Here is an 18,550-nt window from a genome sequence, read left to right on the forward strand (position 1 = left end):
ACTTTAACTCCTACGACTTCTTGCTACCTGTATCATTAAATCTTCTCCTGAATTCTGTGGTATTGTACTCAAAATCTCTGTCTTCTTCGTTCTCTCTGCAAGTAACTCCATTAAAACTTCCCTGGCTTGCTCAACACTTACGCTTTCCTCAATAAATTCTTCTATTTTCTCTGGCATTCGTGATAGATTACATAACCGTATTAATTCAAGAACTTCATTACGATACTTAGTCAAATTATCAGTTTCTAGGTCAGTTGTAGTTTGTTCATTCATAGTAATACTCCTGTTTTTATTAATAGATGAAAGAATTGTCATTCCGTCTGCAAGGCCTATTTCTACTGCTTTCTCCCCAAAATATAGCCCTGCCTCTGTTGATCGAATCTTTTCAATTGAAAGACCTCTGTTCCTTGCTATTAGCTGCAAAAACATTTCATATAGTCGATCTACTTCTTTTTGTAAGCTTTCCAGACTTTCAGACGTCATTGGCTCATGCGGATTTAAATCATTCTTTCGACTACCAGCAAAAATTGCGGTGTACTTAATACCTTGTTTTTCGTCAAATTTACTTTGATCTATATGACTTGCTATTACTCCTATACTCCCAACTCCTGAAGTGCGGGTGAGAAAAATCTTTTCAGCGCTAGAAGCTATAGCATATGCAGCAGAATATGCATCATCATTTGCTATCGCTATTATCCTCTTTTTTCCTCTTGCACTATAGACAAAATCAGCTAAGTCAAATACTCCATTTACCTCTCCTCCTGGGCTATCTATATCAAGTAGAATCGTCTCTATGCTTTTATTTCCTAAAGCACTCTCTATCTCTTCATGAATTTTTTCATATGATGTCATTCCCAGAAAACCATCAAACACGCCTGGTTTTTTCGTCAGAATTCCATGAATTGATATAATTGCAGTTCTTTCTACATTATTTTTGATGGAGTGCTTTATGTTTTTAAATGTGGGATGTTTTTGATTGTTCAATGACAAGAGCTCAAAACTCCTTGGTTCAAGCATTAATGGTTTTCCTAAGAGCATCATAATCCTTTACAATCAGAGTCAAACATTAAGTTGAGACTATTTGCACGCTTTTGATCTTCTGCTATTTCTTGGTCAATTTCTTCTACATCGTAACCCATTTCTGATACTACTTCCGATCGACTCTTAAATCCATTCCTTACTGCCATTTGCTGTGCTTGCTGGTCTTTCAGTGGATCCACCCAATCAAATCCCTGTGGTATCCATTTTACTTCTTCTTTCGCTGCTTTTACTACTTTTTCATCTATACAGAGTTCTCTACAAAGTACTGCTAACTCTAGCCATCTATTCCATACTGGTCTGCAAAATTGGAATACCATAATGTTATGTTGCAGCATAGCGCATCGACGACGAAACTCTATTAATCCTGCTCTAATTGATGAATAATTAACGCCGGTTAAATCTCCTGTTAGCTGCTCATATGTTATCCCTGTACCAATCGCTATTGCCCTGAGTTGCTGTCTTATAAACGCTTCATAACTTCCTCCAACATCTGACGGCTCTGAAAATTTTATGTCTTCTCCTGGGTCTAAAAGCTGCATTGTTCCAGGTTCTAGGCCAGATAGTGCTACTCCTTGCTCATTACTTTCACCTTCTCCTAAAATATTTGCTTCTGGATCGAGTCTCGTAATAAATCCTGCAAACATCGCCGCTGTCTTTTTTCTCACTAATTCTGCATCATCGTATTGATCAAGCTCATAAAGCTTTAGCAGTATATTAGAAAGCCATGGTTCTCCTCTAATTTGCCCAGGTCTTAGTGGTCTATAGATATGTAAAACATCGTTTGCTGGTACTCTCACTGATTCTCCAAATGAGCCTTCTCCTGGATGTTCTCTAAATAAGTAATATGCTTCTCTTTGCCCAAGCTTGTTAAACTCAATCCCGTTTCTTATTACATTACCATTTGCTAAAGTTTGATTGCTCTTATTGTCTAAATGTTCAGACTCAAGTACTTGCAGTTGTAGTGGTACAGAAAATCTATCTTCCAGCTTTCTCGTTCTTAACCTTACAAAACATTCTCCTCCCTCTATCATACTTCTGCACACTAAAGCTTGTAATCCATAAAAATCACTTATTCCACAGCTATCTGCTTCATCTGTCCATTTTAGCCATAATTCTTGCACTTTCTTTCGAAATTCTCCATCTCTTGCTTTTGATTGTGGTTTTATTCCTGTTCCAATAGAGTTACTTACTATTGTATCAATGATATTTGCTGCATATGGATTTTTTCTCACCATATCACGTGATCGACTACGTAAGTGCTCAAGGCTTTGAGACAGCAAATTGTTTATGCTTCCTGTTTCTCCTTGCCAATACATTATCCTTCTTCCTGATCCTGAAGCGTCCCATGCAGAACTTTTTGGTTTTGGTTTATTGAATAGTTGCTTGAATGATTTGAGTAGCATTACTTTTCTTTATCTGAAACTTTGGATAACTCAGCCTCTAGCTCTTCTACTGTTGGTAAAGCTGCCTTTATATTCTTTGGTAGATTTTCAGTAATTTTATATTCTGCCAACCCTATCGGTTTATTTATGTCTTTCAGTGTATACTTAGCTAGTACGTTATCCTTTGACTTGCATAAAATTAATCCTATAGATGGTTGATCTGTTTCGTGCTTTAGTAAATCATCAACGGCTGAAAGATAAAAATTCATTTTACCTGCATACTCTGGCTTGAAATCTTTGTCTTTTAGCTCGATTACTACAAAGCAACGTAACTTTAAATGGTAAAACAATAAATCAATATAAAAGTCTTTATTTCCAACATCTAAGTGAAATTGCCTACCAACAAATGCAAATCCTTCCCCTAGCTCTAGCAGAAATTTTTCCACATGGCCTACAAGACCTTTTTCTACTTCTCTTTCGTGAGCATCGTCTCCCATACTCAAAAAATCAAAAATATATGGATCTTTTAATGTATAATGTGCTAAATCTGACTGCGGAGAAGGTAATTTATCTTTGAAGTTAGTAACAGCTTTTCCTTGACGTTTGTGCAATTCACGTTCGATTTGCATCACCATTATACTACGTGACCAACCGTGCTCTATAGCCTTTTGAAAATAGAATAGTCTTTCTTTTCGATCTTTTACTTTATCTAAAATAACTACAATATGAAACCAAGGCAATTGTGCAGCAACCTGCTGCGTAAATTCAGTATCTTGATATTCTGCAGCAAATTGGCGCATATACGTAAGATTCCTAGCACTAAACCCCTTCATTTCTGGAAATGCGCTTCTTAAATCCTTACTTAGCTGATCTATGATTTTAGCACCCCAACCATGTTCTTTTTGGCGCCTTAAGATCTCTGTACCAATATAGTGATAAAGCACAATGAGTTTGCTATTTACTGCTAATGCTGCTTTATAACGACTAGTAGCAATCTGCTCTTTTAGCTGCTCTAAAAATTCTGTGTATTCTTTTGCTATAACTTTTGTCATAAAATTCCTTTCAACGATTTTTATTATTATATGATCCCTTTACTCGTTGAAAAAATAATCTTTCTTTTGGCTACGGTTTTCAGTTCAGCTTTAATACGTTGTCTTAAGCTTAGTAAATCATTTATATCTACTTCTGCATAACGGACAACATGGTCACCATATGCAATTGAGACAACTCTTTCTCCGCTTTGCAGTTTTTGAATTGCTTTCTCAACTTGAGTTAAATATTCTTCACTGTACATTTTGATTACCAAGCCACTTACTCTGTCTTACTTTTTTAGGTTTTTTACTTTCTATTTTTCCACTCAAACTATTCCATTTACTCTCTGGCCAACGATCAATTCCAAGCGCAATAGATGCTGCTCTCGCATAAATTCGGCAATCCAGTACTTCATTTCTTTCTCTTACCTTCTGCCACTCTTGTTTGGTGTATCCTTTTACCACTTTGCTGACTAATTGCTCTGCCGTTAGCTGCTTAAAATATTCAGGTGCATACTCCGGAAAATGACAATATCCTGGCGGTGTTTCTTCACCATCTTTTAAAATATTAAGTAATTGAAAAAGCTCTGACTTTAATATTGATACTCCTACTGGCCAGAGCTTTATTCCTCTTTTTAGCTTTTGACCACCAACTGTTATATCAACTCTACTTGGGCTGCTAAGTGGTACTAGTGCTTTATTTACACCTTTTACTGCCATTACTCTTCCAGAGCCTTGATGACCTCTTACCCAATTATACACTTCCTGCGTTGCATACCCGGCATCAACTGCCATCATACTTATCATGTATTCAAGACCATTTTCACCGATAAAATGATGATTGAGGAGCTCCGAAAGTTTTCCCCATACTTCCCCACTTCCTGTATCTCCTTCAAATACTTGGTAGTCTATTGACCAACTTTCGCGGCTTTTTCCCCAGGCTACAACTTCTACTTCTAAACGATCTTTTTGGACATCAACTCCTGCAGTAAGTACCACTTCTCTCCTAGGCACTGTGCCTACGGGAAAAAATTCTCTCCTGTTAAATAATTGCTTCCAATCTGGTACTTCTCCTTTGTCTACCCAGGTTTCTCCAAGCGTAGTATTTATCCATACTTTTAGTAATTGTTCACTTTCTTTTGCATGAAGAAAATCTTCTACTGCTTGAGTCCAGCTATACCAGCCAACTGGACTATAAAGACTTGAAAGATGAAATCCTTTTTTCTCACCTTTTACTCTATTAGTAGCTCTCCATTCTCCACGCTCAAGCATCTCTGTCTTTTGATGATTTTCTATTTTGCCGCTACATTCAGTGCAGACATAATGTGCTGTTCTTGAATCGCTATTTTCCCATTTTATTTGTGACCATTTTAATATTTGGTAATAATTACAATGCGGACATGGTACAAAAAAATATCTCTTATCTGTTGCTTCAAATTCTTTCTCAATTCTGCTTATTCCATGAATCGTTGGTGTTGATACTAAAAAAATCTTTCGCCGTGCAAATGTATTAGTACGGGCTATGCTGAGTAAAACTGGATCTCCTTCTCCTCCCGAATCTCCTGGATACGCATCTATCTCATCAAGAAAGAGATATTTTACTGGCATAGATCTCAGTCCTACACTGCTATTTGCTCCAGTAATCACAACTATTCCACCTGGAAACTCCTTACTTTGTACAGTATTGCCTGAATCTCTTGATCTTGGGTCTTTTACTTTACTTTTTAAACATGGCGTACTCTCTATTAACGGCGCAAATCTTCCTTTTGACCAACGCTTTCCCATTTCAACTGTTGGCTGTACTACTAACATTGGCCCTGGTGTTTGATCGATGATATAGCCTATCCAATTGTTACCAGCTTCTGTTCCCCCAATCTGCGCTCCTTTCATGAATACTACTTTTTCTGCAGGTGAAGAAGGAGAAAGTGAATCCATTATTTCTTTTAAATAAGGAGTTCTTTCTGTTCTCCATTTACCTGGCTCTGATGCTGCAGTTGGAGCTAAAACTCGATACTCATTCGCCCACTCTGATACTTTAAGCTCTGGATCTGGTCTTAAACCTTCAGAAAAAGCTCTAGCGTATATCATTGTCTGCATCTACTCATAATTGGTTCTATCTCAATATCGTTAACAGTAGAGTTTATTCCTCCACACTCCTCCAATTCCATAAACATCTTTTTCTGAAATTCGTTTTCTATATATCTTTTGCTCATCTCACTTATCATTATTGCTATAACAAGCGCAAATACCCCTGTTATTGTTGTAAAAATGATTACACTGCTTATTGTTGTTATTAACCCTATATACACTGCTACTGCTATTGCGCTGACTGTAATACAGATGCAGATAATATTATTATGTTTTTTCATCCTTTTATCTGCTATTTCTCTCTGTACTACATATTTGTTATGAAGGGTTGGGAAATTAATAACGGTGTCTCTGCAGAGTAACGCTCCATTTTTTTCAGTAAACAAAACTTTAAGTAACTCTAAATTGTTTGATTTGATTGCTAAGTGAAAAACAGGTGTATAATTTGCTCCTTTTTTCAGTAGTAATTTTACTACATGTAAATGTCCTTTTTCTGCAGCAAGGTAAATCGGTGATAGACCTTTGTTGTTTGAAATATTAACATCAACTTCTTCTTTTAAAATGGACTCTACAAGCTCAATATCTCCTCTTTGTGCAGCTAAATGTAATAAACTATTTTTTTCAGATCCATATTTGTTGCTCATCAAAGCCTTCTTTATCTCAGGTTTAGCGTAGTCAAATGGTGTTTTACCGCTATCGTCTTTTACCAGAGGATCTATATCTTCTCGCGTTAGTAAAACTTCTATTGTTTTAAGTCTTTCAGCATAATGTAGTGGTGTTTTATTTTCGTAGTCTTGCAAATTGACCCCAGAATTAGGAGCATTTATTAAGCATTTGAGGATATCCAAACACAAATCTCTTTCATCGTAATTAGTATTACTTACAGCTATATGAACAGGTGACAATTTCATTGAGTTTTGTCCCATGCGCGCACTATTTACATCTGCTCCAAGCTTTAGCAGTAACTTTACTATCTCCAACTTCTTGTTATTAACTGCATAGTGCATTGGTGTCTGATTTCGTGCATCAAAGACATCTATTTCAGCGCTTCCTTCTTCCACTAAAACTTTGACAACATTTTCATGTCCTATGCCTGCTGCTAGATGTAATGGCGTATGATGCAGAGCATTTCGTACATTAACGTCAATACCTTTTCTTATCAAATATCTAACTGCATTAATTTCACCTATCATTGCAGCTAAGTGAAGTAAGCTATCTTGTTCTGATCCGTATTTATTACTAATTAACGCTTGTAATATTTCTGCTTTTTTCCCTTCTTTGGCGTAATCAAGAGATGTTTTACCTTCATTATCCTCCACAAAAGGATTAATATTCTTCTTCGTGAGTAACAAATCCACCATGCTTAATTCATCAAATTCTATAGCACAATGTAGTGGTGTCTTTCCATTTAATCCTCTGACATTAACATCTAATCCAGGTTGATTAATGAGACACTTTATTAACTCTAAACTTAAGTTATCAGCCATTTTATATTCAAAATCTTTTTTATATTTGAAATTTAGTGTTAGATAATTCTTGTAATGAGTTTGTAATCTCTTCAGTTAGAGCCATATGAATCTTTTCAGTGTCACTCAGTGATGCAAGCAGCGCTGAAACTCTATTTGGAATATTAAGCAAATTATTACGGACAACTCTTGCTACATTAAATGCTTCGGTTTTTACCTCCTCTACTGACACAAGTTCTCCTATCTCAGCCCTAGCTTTTGCCTCAAGAAGTTTACCTCGTTCCATTTCATTTTTTATTCTAGTTTTTAGCAACATCGTGGAAAGGTTACTTGTATTTTCATTTTCTGGATTTTTCCTCCTCAGTGGCTGACTTGGATCTCTTATTGCCGCTACTGCTTCATTTGCTTGTTCTCTATTGATCAAACCATCCTCCAACTCAACTATTCCTTTTTTTACTAAATAACAGACATATTGCTTTGATACTCCTATCTCTCTTGCCCATTCTGTTTGTGTGATCTTTTCCACTCTTTTCCTCCTCTCTTTTCGCTCCTTTTTACGAATTTTCTTCTTGAATTTCTGCAAAAGTTTTACCAGTACCAGAAAGAATAGCTTCTCTTCCGGTATATATTTGCCAACGTTTTATCGTTACATCTACAAATTTTGAATCTAGCTCTATTGTCCTACAAATTCTTCCTGTTCTCTCACATGCAATCAGTGTACTTCCAGATCCGCTAAATGGATCAAGTACTATGTCTCCTGGTCTACTGCTATTAACTATTGCTCTCTCCATTAGCTCTACTGGCTTCATCGTTGGATGTAGTGTATTGTGCGTTGGCTTATCATAAAACCACAGATCACTTTGATTTCTTCCTCCATGCCACTCACGTTTATTGCCGCTTTTCCATCCATAAAGCATTGCTTCGTATTGTCTTTGATAATCTGATCTTCCTAGCGTAAAGTGATTCTTTGCCCAAATGATAAATGTTGACCATTTTCCTCCTGCTTCCTCAAATACTTTTTGCAAAGTTGAAAACTCTGATGATGATATGCAGATGTAAATTGCACCTTTCGTATATGCTAAAATATGGGAACAGATGTCGTAGAGAAAAAGTTCGTACTTTTCACCTTGATTATCGTTTAATATTTTTTTATCTTGACTGCTACGCCGGGTAGAAAGAGAAGCGTTGCCGCTCCTTTTCCCCCTAAGAACCGTACTTGACAGTTTTCCGTCATACGGCTCAAGCCTTTCAAAGGCAGATTTATTTGCCCGGCTGTTATCGATAGAAGACTGGTTCTCAAGTTTCGTCATAATTACTTCTCCTTAATACAATGTTGGTATTTCTTTCTTTCAAGATTTCGCTTGAAAAAGTATGAATTAAACTTTGGATCATAGGGATTAGCATCTGCTCTTATTTTGACATGTCTCACAATCGGAATTGAGGCAGCTTGCATTAAAGTTACCATGCTACCTTGTCCTTTATCTTTTGAAGACTTAGCAAAGAAGGTCCAGTTATTATTGCCAATGGTGCAAAAGTATCTCTGCTTTCTCCATTGAAAATTTTTATTTGGATGCCTTCTTTTAATCCATCTCAAAAGCGCACCAAAGATCTTATGATCGACATAGTTGAACACTTTCTTTGACACAACATGACGGTAATAATTTGTCCATCCTCTGATCTTAGGATTCAAGGTGTAGATAAGTTGTTCCGTTGTTATTGTGCTGTGAAGTCTCATGGTTTCCAGGATCATTTTTAGGAACTCTTTGATACTTGCTTTAGAAGGCATGATCAAGAGCTTTCCTCGATACTTTCGAATCGTAAATCCTAGAAAATCAAATCCTTCATCAATGGAAGTAATCTTAGTTTTTTCTACTGAGAATTCCAATCCACGCTCCTTCAAAAAGGCACACACTGCTGGTTTTACTTTGTTTTCAAGGACTTCTTTCGATCTTCCTGTAATAATAAAGTCATCAGCGTAGGCGGTAGTATTAACCTTATCGCGCCAAAAGGCAGATTTTTGGGCTGTCTTTTCTAAGCCTCTAAGGGTAATATTCATCAGTGTAGGAGAGATGATCCCTCCTTGAGGAGTACCTTCTTTAATGATATAAAAAGTGTTCTTATCCATGTATCCTGCTGTCAGCCATTTTTTCAGAATTTTCTTATCCATAGGGCAGTGTTCTAAAAGCCATGCATGACTAATGGAGTCATAACAAGATTTGATATCTGCTTCTAGGATCCATGGTGCCGATACTTTTTGGCACAACGTTTTAAAACATTGGTCAATAGCATCAGCAGCTGATCTTTTATGCCGAAAACCATAGGCATGACGATCTAAAATTGATTCTGAAACTGGTTCAAGTGCTTGCAGATAAAGAGCCTGCATTGCCCGATCCTTCATAGTTGGTATTCCCAAAGGACGTTTTTTTCCTGCTCTTTTTGGAATCCATACTCGTCGGAGCGGTTGGACGCAATATCCTCGACGCTTTAACGATTGAACAGCTTTGATCTTTTGTTGCGGTGTGCGCCAAACTAAGCCATCAACCCCAGGGGTGTTTTTTCCTTGATTTTGAGTGACTCGTTTAACAGCCAAAAGTTTTGCAGTAAACGAATGTGTCAATATCCATTGCAAAGCTTTCACTTTGCCGTACCTTCTTTCTCGAACAGCCTTTGCAATACGCATCTGGAGCTTTTTGACACCTATTATCACTTTAGTCCAATTAATAGATTCCCATGTAATTGTAGGTGTAGAGGATGCACCAATCGCTGAATATGTCAGTGTTGTCATTTGCTTTTCCTCATATATAAAAAGTTCTCCAAAATCTCTTACAAAGAAAGACCTATCGGACGTGGGCACACTTTTATGTCCAGTAATGTTTCAACTGGTATTCCCACCATTACAGTGAGACCTTTGCTTTTTCCGACATCCCAAACCTGCACTGCCATAAGCATTCCTTACAGTTTGCTGTCCCCACTATGGTAGGGAGCAAGTACAGGGTTTCCACGCTTCCCCAAAAGTAGCTTGTGAACTTAGGTGCCTGCTGTCGACCGAGAAGCTTATAGGTTACGGGAACACAACTACGAGATGTTCCTCCTGCTTCCAATGCCTTTTGGCCCAAGCGTATCAACCGCTTTCGCTTGTCAACGTTTACGGTCTTTATCACAGGTTCAGTTACCTTCACCTTATTCACTATCTAGCACTTACCCTCTGTATGGTTTGAGGGAGAATACGCCTTTTGCAATTTGTATCCCGCATAATGCTTTGTTACATTGTCAGGGCAGCTACTTAATTCATGCCCCTAGATTCATCCGGCAACACGGACGGTTTCTTCTTGATCTTTCTAAGAAAACCTAGAAAATCCTGAGAAACAGCTACTTCTGACGCCTTCGCGTCGCAACGTAATCAACGTTATATGGAGGATCACATACGGTAATATCTGCCATTTTATTGTCTAATACCGCTTTATATGATTCAACTAAAGAGCTATCACCACAATAGATTCGATGATCACCTAAAATCCATAGATCACCTGGTTTTGTTATTTCTACCTTTTTGTCATCAACAACTAAGTCAGAAAGATCTTCTTTTTCACCGTCAAAATCATCGAGAAACCGTTGAACTTTTTCTAATTCAAATCCTGTCATTTTTAAGTCAAACTGTAAATCTTCTAGCTCTTGAATTTCCACTCTCAAAAGATCATCATCCCACTTTGCCCAATTAGCTGATTGATTGGCCAGTAACCGAAAAGCTTTGGTTTGTGGTTCATTTAAATTATCACTTAAGACCACTGGAATACTTTCCATACCAAGTTTTCTTGCTGCTTTAAGTCTTAAATGACCATCAACCACAGTTCCATCGCTTTTTGCAACTATTGGTATACGAAAGCCAAATTCCCTGATTGAAGCACACATTCTGTTCACTACATCGTCATTTTTACGTGGATTACGCTCATATTCGATGAGATTTTGAGTAGGATAATAGTGGATTGCTAAATTCATATAATTACTGTGCTAATTAAAAAGTTAATATTTAAAATATCTCTGACGCTAAAGAAGGCCTGGGGTCGAACCCACCAAACCCGCCATTATGGCCGAAAGGACCCACTTTTTATGGGTTTTTTGTCTTATTAATATCTTTACTAATATAGAACATTAATGCCAAAGCATCGGCCTCATTATCATCTCTAGGTGAAAAACTTTTTTCACGTATCGCTTCAATAACTTCACTCTTACTTGCATTGCCTTTGCCTGTTATAAAGCGTTTTATAGTTTTAACATTAACACCTTGGTAGGGAATATTGTTCTCTTCACACCAAGCAGACAGAACTGCGAGAAAACCGCCATAGCAATGCGCTGCATCAGTTCCTAGATGTCTTCTTACTTCCTCAAAATACACTGCAGTGAACTCATGTTTCAAAGAATTAAGCCAATTGTGAAAACTTAAAAAACACATTCCACCTCCACTGAAACGGCTACCATGAAAGCTTTTGCTACCACTTTCAATTACTCCATTGGTTAGAATTGCCCAGCCTGTTTGTTTGCCGAGATCTAGTGTTAGGGTTGACATTTGCTATTATTTAAAAAATTACAAGTAGCACTTACTCCAAAATATCGTCTGGTTTCTGCAAAATACACTAGAAATTCATAGGTTTTTGTAGGCCAACAACGAGAATTATGTGCTACTGCAGAAAGTTGTTTTCTTATTATATATATTCACCAAAATTACGAAAACTGTTCAATTTTTTTTTATTTGCAAAGTACAAAAATCGTATTAGACTTATATACAGGTTTGTTCTATAGTAGTAAGGTTATTGACAATGCCATTTAATTAAGTTTTAAAGGGTGTTATATGCGTTCTTTGGTGAAGTGCTGTGTATGTATTATCCATAGAATCACATCTAGCTTTAAAACGAAGTTTTTATCTCATCTAAAAAAATATAAATTCTCAAGCTTACCAAATTTCCTTTCTACTAAATGTTTGTTAGTGGTAGGATTGACATTTTCTTTGTACTTAAAGCGTATCTACCTCGTTGAAACAATGCCCTTTTATTATATATATACCGGATTTCTTACTACTTTTTCCGGAAATTTTTCAAAAAAGTTTAAATAAATTTCAAAATTGTCAAAATTAGTTAATTAAATTCATTAAAATAGTTGTTATAATAATAAGAGTTCTTTATATTTTAACTTTAAATAGAGATAAGCAAAAGAATTGAGAAAGGAAGGAGAAGAAACCTGCTAGAATATCTTTGCAAGGCCTCCTATTGCTTTAACTACAAACAACTCTATAAATAGCATTTAAACTCATTTAAAGGGTAGTGCTTTTTTGTCCCCTCCCTTTTTTTGTATCTTTTTAAGTAGCTCTTAATTTCTATGAACACCAACAGCACTCCTACCACGTGAAAAAAATCTTTGCAATAAATAAAAGATATGATAGAATTAAACGTGTATTTTTGCTAAGAAGAGATTTATTGTGGTAGGAGATACTTAGTAATACCATTTATTTCAATTCTAAGCTATGTTACAAGCGTTCTTTGACTAAGGGGTAATTTCTCCTTCATCTAAGTCATGAGTAGCTTTAAAAACGCGGTTAAAACGACTTTTATATTTCGGTTAAAAATTAAAATAGACGGTATATTAGCCTTTTTGAAAACCATTTCAGTTGAGCACCAGGTTAAAACTTATTACAGTTCATGTTTTTTTGCTTAACTTGTTATTTAAAAATTAAATATTTAAGCGTGTTAATAATATTTAGGTAGGTATTATGAAAGGTACATATCCTATATGTTCTATTATTATATATTATTATTTATTATATATATAATATATAAGGTTTTACCTGAAACTGTGCTACACTCAAAAATCCGCTATAATCCTAGCTTTTAAAGCAATTAAGAAGTTTTTTTGAATTTCAAACTTAAATTACTCTTAATCCTTTAATATAGCCGGGTTTTTTCCTTTTAGGAGATTTCATTTTCCAATCTAAAATGGCTTAAACTGCCAAAAATCTATGTAATCTCGAATCTAAAGCGCTTAATTCACAAATAATTATTATGAATAACCTTACTAATACAGCATTTTTGTGGCTACTTCTTATAGACGGAAAATCTCTCCCCTGGGTATATTGTAAACACGTTAAGCTCTATTAAAGTTTAATAGAAAAATCGTAATGAAAAAAATTTTAGAGCAATTCATATTTCGGATTGCATTTCTAGTATATATCGTTTAGAAAAGAAGTCATTTAGTGGAGTATGAAAGCGGAGTTGTGCAAAATTTTTTTAAAAAGTGAACAGTTTTTGTAATTTTAGTGAACATATATAGTAAGGAAATAGTGTAAGTTTAAAGTTAGATATTTTTATAATAAGGAGTAACCGTGTTTTGGAAAAGTTTTCCTCACTTACGGAAAGATCGATAAGAGATCCGGTATACTATAGTAAATGGTACAGAAATATAAGCATCTATTGGGTTATACTAATAAGTAAACTTAGTTTATGCAGTAAGCAACTGTTATCAAATTTCTACCATATAGGTATATTTACTTAAGCTTCAAAATGCAAATCATTTGGCAAATCTACCAAATAACCAAATGAACCTACAAAGAGAAATGCACGAAAATCAATACTTTAAAAGAATTTCAAATGGCAAATAAGATTTCATTTGGCAAAATTACCAATTGGCTCAAAGCTGCGTATATGGGGAGGTTTAGCCAAAATGTTAAATGGTAAATTTCCTTATATATAATATATATTACATATTAGTAGTATGTAATATATCAATGTGACAAAATAGAAGCATTATGACTTTATGATTATTTTATAAGAAGTTGACATAGTAAGAAGAATGCTGTAGAATAGGCGTAGAGGTTTATCTCTTAATTAAAAAGAGCTTCAATACCCTCACATTTCATAAACCTATTGAATAGTTTTATTAGCCAATTAATGAAAAACTTTCTTAATACGCTTTTCACTTAGGCGTAAAACATATGCTAAGAGAACCCCCACCATAGCTTTTCCTCAACAACAACGAGTAAGACCCCCATCAAAACAGCCTTACTCAAAAACCTTTCAAATACTTAACTTTAAAAGGAGATTTAACTTATGATACAAGATTTTTTAACTGACGTCAAAGAAAAAAATACTTTAAATTATGATTTTAACAATACTGTCTCACATTTAGAACCATTAGAGCAATTTGATGTAGAAGAAATAAAAAGACAACTATTATTAAACATAAGATCATGCCTTTCTTATTTATTTCCAAGAGGAACTTTTCATGGTGACAAATTTCAGATAGGTGATGTACAAGGTAATAAAGGCAAAAGCCTCAAAGTTGAATTAGCGTATGGAAAGGTCGGATTATGGATTGATTTTGCAACTGGGGACGGTGGTGACATTATTGATCTTTGGGCAGCTGCACATGGGAAAAACGCTAAAATAGAATTTGTTGAAGTAATTTCTTCGATAAGTGAATGGATAGGATGTAACAAGCGACCTACTAAAGAGCAAAAGAGAATAACTCAATGGGACTATCTCGATCAGGATAATCAGTTGATTGCCAGCAAATATCGTTATGATACTGCTTCAGGAAAAAGTTATCAACCATTTGATGCTAAAAAATCTACCTTTACTGCACCTGAGATCAGGCCTCTGTATAACATTCCAGGCATCACTAAATCTGATAGAGTGATATTGGTAGAAGGGGAAAAATGTGCTGAGCTACTCATAGAACAAGGGATCACTGCAACAACAGCAATGTTTGGAGCAAAAGCACCTATTGAGAAAACTGATTGGACTCCACTTAAAGGTAAACACATTATTATATGGCCAGATAACGATGATCCTGGAAAAGATTATGCTCAAGAAGCCGCAAAAAAGCTTTCTGGTTTTGGAGTTGCATCACTTTCTATTCTCAAGATTCCTCAAGATAAGCCAAAATCTTGGGATGCTGCAGATAGTGTGCTAGAAGGAATGAACGTTGAAGAATTTATCCTTAACAACAAAAGCCCTTATTCTTCAAGAAAGTCAAAAAGAATTGATACTACAGTTTGGACCAATATCCCTCCAGAAAGAAAGTGGGTTATTAAGGATTGGCTCCCTTTAGGAAGTGTTACAGCTCTTTATGGTGATGGTGGTGTTGGAAAATCTCTCCTTGCTCAACAATTAATGACAGCCGCTGCTTTTGGTAAACCTTGGCTTGGAATAGATCTGGAAAAAATAAAGACATACGGTGTGTTCTGTGAAGATGATGAAGAAGAACTTTGGCGTCGGCAATGCGCAATAAATGAATTTTATCAATCAGGTATGGAATCTTCTGATTTTCAGGATAATGTTGGCTTATGGTCACGAGCAGGGCACAATAATCAACTTATGGTTTTTAATAACAAAGATACTGGTCAATTAACTACTTACTTTCAAGAGTTACTTGAGGATATTAAATCGTTTCAGCCGAAGCTTGTGGTATTAGATACAGCAGCAGACCTATTTGGAGGAAATGAAAACGACCGTTCTCATGTGAGACAATTTATTCAAGGTTGTTGTGGTCGAATAGCTCAAGAAATAAAAGGAGCTGTTTTATTACTTGCCCATCCTTCTGATGCGGGAATAATACGTAAAACTGGTACAGGTGGTTCAACAGCATGGAATAATACAGTAAGGTCTCGTTGGTATTTGACTAGACCAGATAAAGCTAATGCTTCTCCTGATGAGAGAATTTTATCGCGCAAAAAATCTAACTATTCGCAGTGCAATAACGGGCAAATGACACTTTACTGGAAAAATGGGGCATTTGTACATGACAATTCAGTTTTAAATTCAGAACCAATAATCAGAGATCAATATAGCAAAAAGTTGGATTTAGAACGGATGAGAAAACATGAGGTTATCTTGAGTTTAATTCGCAGTAGCGCATATCAAGGTAATATTTATACTGCTGGACAATTTGCAAAGCGTTTTGAAGGAGAAGAAGGGCTTGGCAGTGAGCGCAATATTAGAGAAAGAATAAATAATCTTGCAACTCTTGGACAGATTAAATTCTTTCGTAATGCTGCAGGATATGGAACCAATTCTAAATATGGATTTCTTTGTGTGCAGGATATGGAATTTAAAGTTTCAGTAGGAGATAAAGTAGAGCACAAGTTAATAAAGCCAACACATTACTATCTACAAGCAAATGGTGCGGTCTTGCCTATTAAAGATTTAGATGTTTTATGGTAATTTTTCAAAAAGTTTCTGAAAATAGCAATTACTTTTTTGTTTACAAACAGCCTATGTTTTCACTTATTCAAATTTTCAGAATGTTCAGAACATTTAAGAGGGGTAAGTGAGTTTTCTAAAAAACTTTCATACAAAATTTTCTTTACAATGAATAAAAATGACGATAACATCATGCACAAGTTTATTTTATACTAATAGAATTAGTAAAAGTACCTTTTATTCAAATTTTAAAGGGCATTACAGACGCTAAAGAGGTACAATCGATTTGTGTGTTTTGGGCAAACTCGCTTTAAAACTTAATTACAGGCTTTTTGGTGAATTAAGCAGTAGTTACCTTATTTCAAACAGAGTGGTCTAAGAGGTTTCATCAATAAAAACCATACTTGAAAGTAGCACACACTCAATTATAACTATGGGGCGTCTCTTTCTAAAATTTTACTTAAGAATTACTACAGATGCTAATTTAACGAGTTTTGTCTGTTCGATGGTAGTTATCTTCTAACCCCAACTATGGATTACTAAAGGAAATAAGGCATAGAAATAGAGGGCTTTTTTGAGTGCATAGAATATGAAACTAATGTTGAAAAAATGTGCACCAAAAAATTTATAGGAGACCTATGTCGCGTATGTTCAAGTTCAAATTTATTTTTCAGGAAATCAAAAACCGTCTCAATAATCGATCTTTTTTTTAATAAAATCTTGTTACGAAGTGGCATCAGGATATTCTTCATGCCCTTTTTAATGTTAGTGACAAGCTGTAACCCACGATCAAATAATTTTTGAAATAGATCTTTTTTAATATAACCTTTATCACCAAATAAAAGGCCTGTTAGTTTTTCGGTTAAATTTGCTACCGGCTTTCGATCGTCAACATTGCCTTTTGTTAACGTAAATGCCTGAATTTCACCAATTTCATTGATAATCAGATGCAGTTTAAAGCCAAAAAACCAGCCATATGTACTCTTACTAATTTCTGCCAAACCATAAAAAGTTTTGTTTCTGGAGATTCTTTTTTCATGACAAACAGTGATTGTAGTAGTATCAATGTAGGAAATTCCGGTCATTTCTGCTTGAGTACAGAACCACTGCAACAGTAGTGCCAGATACCATAAAACTCTTGGTTTAAGGGCAATAAATCTGTCATAAGACGGTAACTTCTGGAATTCTGCTTTGTAGAGTGGCAGATAAAGCAAGTAAAAAGCTTTGAAATTTTTGCATGGTGATTGATGATATAATAAGGTAATTGTAAGGATCTCAGCAACAGTAATTCCAGCTACTCTGGTTGGTCTTTTACCGTTTGACAGGAGCTTATCAGCAAAATTTTTATCAATAACACGACAAAAATCCTCGACGAAACAATAAAGTTCTGTAATATCCTTTTTCATGGGTACCTCCTATATTTATCACAAAATATTTTCGGAGTTTACCCTATTTTTCCAGCTTTTCTACTCTTTGCTAATCCATAGTTGGGGTTTCTAGAAAATTACAGTGGACTTTACATCTTACTAATTATAAATTAACTTACTACCTAATCAATTCCTGAGTTATGTATGAGTAACATTTTGATAATATTAGCAGCAGGAAAGAGCAGTAGAATGAATTCTGAATATTCAAAAGCGTTGCACCAAGTGGGAAATCTTACTCTTTTAGAACATATAATTTCTAATGCAAAATTGCTGAGTCTAAAAAGCTTATCAATTGTTGTTAACAACTCCCTTCTAAAAGATTTAGAAAAGTTTGATACCCTAAAAAGTATAATCGATCAATACAATATAAAACTAATAATTCAAGAAGATATTACAGGTACTGGCACTGCAGTTAAAATTGCTCTAGAAAATCTGGAGGAGTTATCTAATCAAGACATAGTTTTAATACAGTATGGAGACACTCCCTTTATATCTAGTGATACAGTTATGAAAATGACTGATTGTTTAAAGTATAATAATTTAGTTCTTCTTGGATTCAATAGTCAAGATGAACAATATGGAAGATTAGTAATTGATAATTACGGAAATGTTCAAAAAATCCTAAAAAATGGAGATAAAATGCTTCTTGCAAACTCTGGAATAATAGTTTCATATGCTAAAGATCTTTTTACCTTAGTAAAAGAAATAAAATTCAATAATTCGACCAATGAATATTGTCTTAATGATATAGTACCCATTGCAGCAACCAATAACTTGAGTGTAGGTTATGTAGTCTCTGATGAAAGAGAAGCAATGGGAGTAAATAATAAGGAGGATTTGATTAAAGCCGAACACTATTTTCAAGAAAGAAGGCAGCCAACTTTTATTTCATAACTACATTTTTTTATTCACTAATTTAAGTTGACA

Annotated in this window: 12 protein-coding genes and 2 pseudogenes; 2 read left to right on the forward strand and 12 right to left on the reverse strand. The window is 35.2% G+C overall.

Annotation, left to right across the window (positions count from 1 at the left end):
• Positions 1-3: 3 nt before the first annotated feature.
• The 11 genes and pseudogenes from ABWU32_RS05230 to ABWU32_RS05280 form a co-directional block, all read right to left on the reverse strand.
• On the reverse strand, positions 4-1,038 hold the full coding sequence (locus ABWU32_RS05230; RefSeq protein WP_015587741.1) for a S49 family peptidase: 1,035 nt from the start codon (positions 1,036-1,038) through the stop codon (positions 4-6).
• Positions 1,038-2,444 carry a phage portal protein gene (locus ABWU32_RS05235; RefSeq protein ID WP_353278453.1) on the reverse strand — a complete coding sequence of 469 codons (1,407 nt, stop codon included), beginning with the start codon at positions 2,442-2,444 and terminating at the stop codon, positions 1,038-1,040. Before ABWU32_RS05235 ends, ABWU32_RS05230 begins: the two co-directional genes overlap by 1 nt.
• A complete protein-coding gene (locus ABWU32_RS05240; protein WP_353278455.1) occupies positions 2,444-3,475 on the reverse strand; it encodes a YhcG family protein in 1,032 nt (343 codons plus the stop codon). Before ABWU32_RS05240 ends, ABWU32_RS05235 begins: the two co-directional genes overlap by 1 nt.
• 26 nt (positions 3,476-3,501) lie before the next feature.
• Positions 3,502-3,717: a gpW family protein gene (locus ABWU32_RS05245; protein ID WP_253309294.1), complete on the reverse strand. Its 216-nt coding sequence runs from the start codon at positions 3,715-3,717 to the stop codon at positions 3,502-3,504.
• On the reverse strand, positions 3,707-5,542 hold the full coding sequence (locus ABWU32_RS05250) for a phage terminase large subunit family protein (protein ID WP_281508752.1): 1,836 nt from the start codon (positions 5,540-5,542) through the stop codon (positions 3,707-3,709). The genes ABWU32_RS05245 and ABWU32_RS05250 overlap by 11 nt, the downstream gene beginning before the upstream one ends.
• A complete protein-coding gene (locus ABWU32_RS05255) occupies positions 5,539-7,029 on the reverse strand; it encodes an ankyrin repeat domain-containing protein (protein ID WP_353278457.1) in 1,491 nt (496 codons plus the stop codon). The genes ABWU32_RS05250 and ABWU32_RS05255 overlap by 4 nt, the downstream gene beginning before the upstream one ends.
• 19 nt (positions 7,030-7,048) lie before the next feature.
• The gene (locus ABWU32_RS05260; RefSeq protein ID WP_281508715.1) at positions 7,049-7,534 is read right to left on the reverse strand and encodes a hypothetical protein; all 486 of its coding nucleotides are present in this window, start codon (positions 7,532-7,534) and stop codon (positions 7,049-7,051) included.
• Between the two features lie 28 nt (positions 7,535-7,562).
• Positions 7,563-8,165: pseudogene (locus ABWU32_RS05265) on the reverse strand (DNA-methyltransferase); the annotation flags it as partial.
• A 155-nt stretch (positions 8,166-8,320) separates the two neighbouring features.
• Positions 8,321-9,793: a group II intron reverse transcriptase/maturase gene (gene ltrA / locus ABWU32_RS05270; RefSeq protein ID WP_264378235.1), complete on the reverse strand. Its 1,473-nt coding sequence runs from the start codon at positions 9,791-9,793 to the stop codon at positions 8,321-8,323.
• 590 nt (positions 9,794-10,383) lie between these two features.
• Positions 10,384-11,004: pseudogene (locus tag ABWU32_RS05275) on the reverse strand (ParB N-terminal domain-containing protein); the annotation flags it as partial.
• Between the two features lie 109 nt (positions 11,005-11,113).
• A complete protein-coding gene (locus ABWU32_RS05280) occupies positions 11,114-11,572 on the reverse strand; it encodes a crossover junction endodeoxyribonuclease RuvC (protein WP_353278460.1) in 459 nt (152 codons plus the stop codon).
• A 2,530-nt stretch (positions 11,573-14,102) separates the two neighbouring features.
• On the opposite strand from ABWU32_RS05280, the gene ABWU32_RS05285 reads away from it, so the two are divergent.
• On the forward strand, positions 14,103-16,217 hold the full coding sequence (locus ABWU32_RS05285) for an AAA family ATPase (protein WP_264375765.1): 2,115 nt from the start codon (positions 14,103-14,105) through the stop codon (positions 16,215-16,217).
• A gap of 518 nt (positions 16,218-16,735) precedes the next feature.
• Here ABWU32_RS05285 and ABWU32_RS05290 read toward each other — a convergent pair.
• Positions 16,736-17,602 carry an IS982 family transposase gene (locus ABWU32_RS05290; RefSeq protein ID WP_353278462.1) on the reverse strand — a complete coding sequence of 289 codons (867 nt, stop codon included), beginning with the start codon at positions 17,600-17,602 and terminating at the stop codon, positions 16,736-16,738.
• A 165-nt stretch (positions 17,603-17,767) separates the two neighbouring features.
• Between ABWU32_RS05290 and ABWU32_RS05295 the strand changes: the two genes are divergently transcribed.
• Positions 17,768-18,517 (forward strand): NTP transferase domain-containing protein, encoded by a 750-nt coding sequence (locus ABWU32_RS05295; RefSeq protein ID WP_353278464.1) that lies wholly within the window; start codon positions 17,768-17,770, stop codon positions 18,515-18,517.
• The last annotated feature ends 33 nt before the right edge of the window (positions 18,518-18,550 follow it).

The sequence above is a fragment of the Wolbachia endosymbiont (group A) of Udea olivalis genome, from assembly GCF_964028365.1.
GTDB classification, from domain to species: Bacteria; Pseudomonadota; Alphaproteobacteria; order Rickettsiales; family Anaplasmataceae; genus Wolbachia; species Wolbachia pipientis.

Bases quoted from the DNA above. Each gene is read 5' to 3' on its own strand.
- ABWU32_RS05245 (WP_253309294.1), bottom strand. From the start codon at position 3,717: ATGTACAGTGAAGAATATTTAACTCAAGTTGAGAAAGCAATTCAAAAA.
- ltrA (WP_264378235.1), bottom strand. From the start codon at position 9,793: ATGACAACACTGACATATTCAGCGATTGGTGCATCCTCTACACCTACA.
- ABWU32_RS05295 (WP_353278464.1), top strand. From the start codon at position 17,768: ATGAGTAACATTTTGATAATATTAGCAGCAGGAAAGAGCAGTAGAATG.
- ABWU32_RS05230 (WP_015587741.1), bottom strand. From the start codon at position 1,038: ATGCTCTTAGGAAAACCATTAATGCTTGAACCAAGGAGTTTTGAGCTC.
- ABWU32_RS05290 (WP_353278462.1), bottom strand. From the start codon at position 17,602: ATGAAAAAGGATATTACAGAACTTTATTGTTTCGTCGAGGATTTTTGT.
- ABWU32_RS05285 (WP_264375765.1), top strand. From the start codon at position 14,103: ATGATACAAGATTTTTTAACTGACGTCAAAGAAAAAAATACTTTAAAT.
- ABWU32_RS05235 (WP_353278453.1), bottom strand. From the start codon at position 2,444: ATGCTACTCAAATCATTCAAGCAACTATTCAATAAACCAAAACCAAAA.
- ABWU32_RS05255 (WP_353278457.1), bottom strand. From the start codon at position 7,029: ATGGCTGATAACTTAAGTTTAGAGTTAATAAAGTGTCTCATTAATCAA.
- ABWU32_RS05240 (WP_353278455.1), bottom strand. From the start codon at position 3,475: ATGACAAAAGTTATAGCAAAAGAATACACAGAATTTTTAGAGCAGCTA.
- ABWU32_RS05250 (WP_281508752.1), bottom strand. From the start codon at position 5,542: ATGATATACGCTAGAGCTTTTTCTGAAGGTTTAAGACCAGATCCAGAG.
- ABWU32_RS05280 (WP_353278460.1), bottom strand. From the start codon at position 11,572: ATGTCAACCCTAACACTAGATCTCGGCAAACAAACAGGCTGGGCAATT.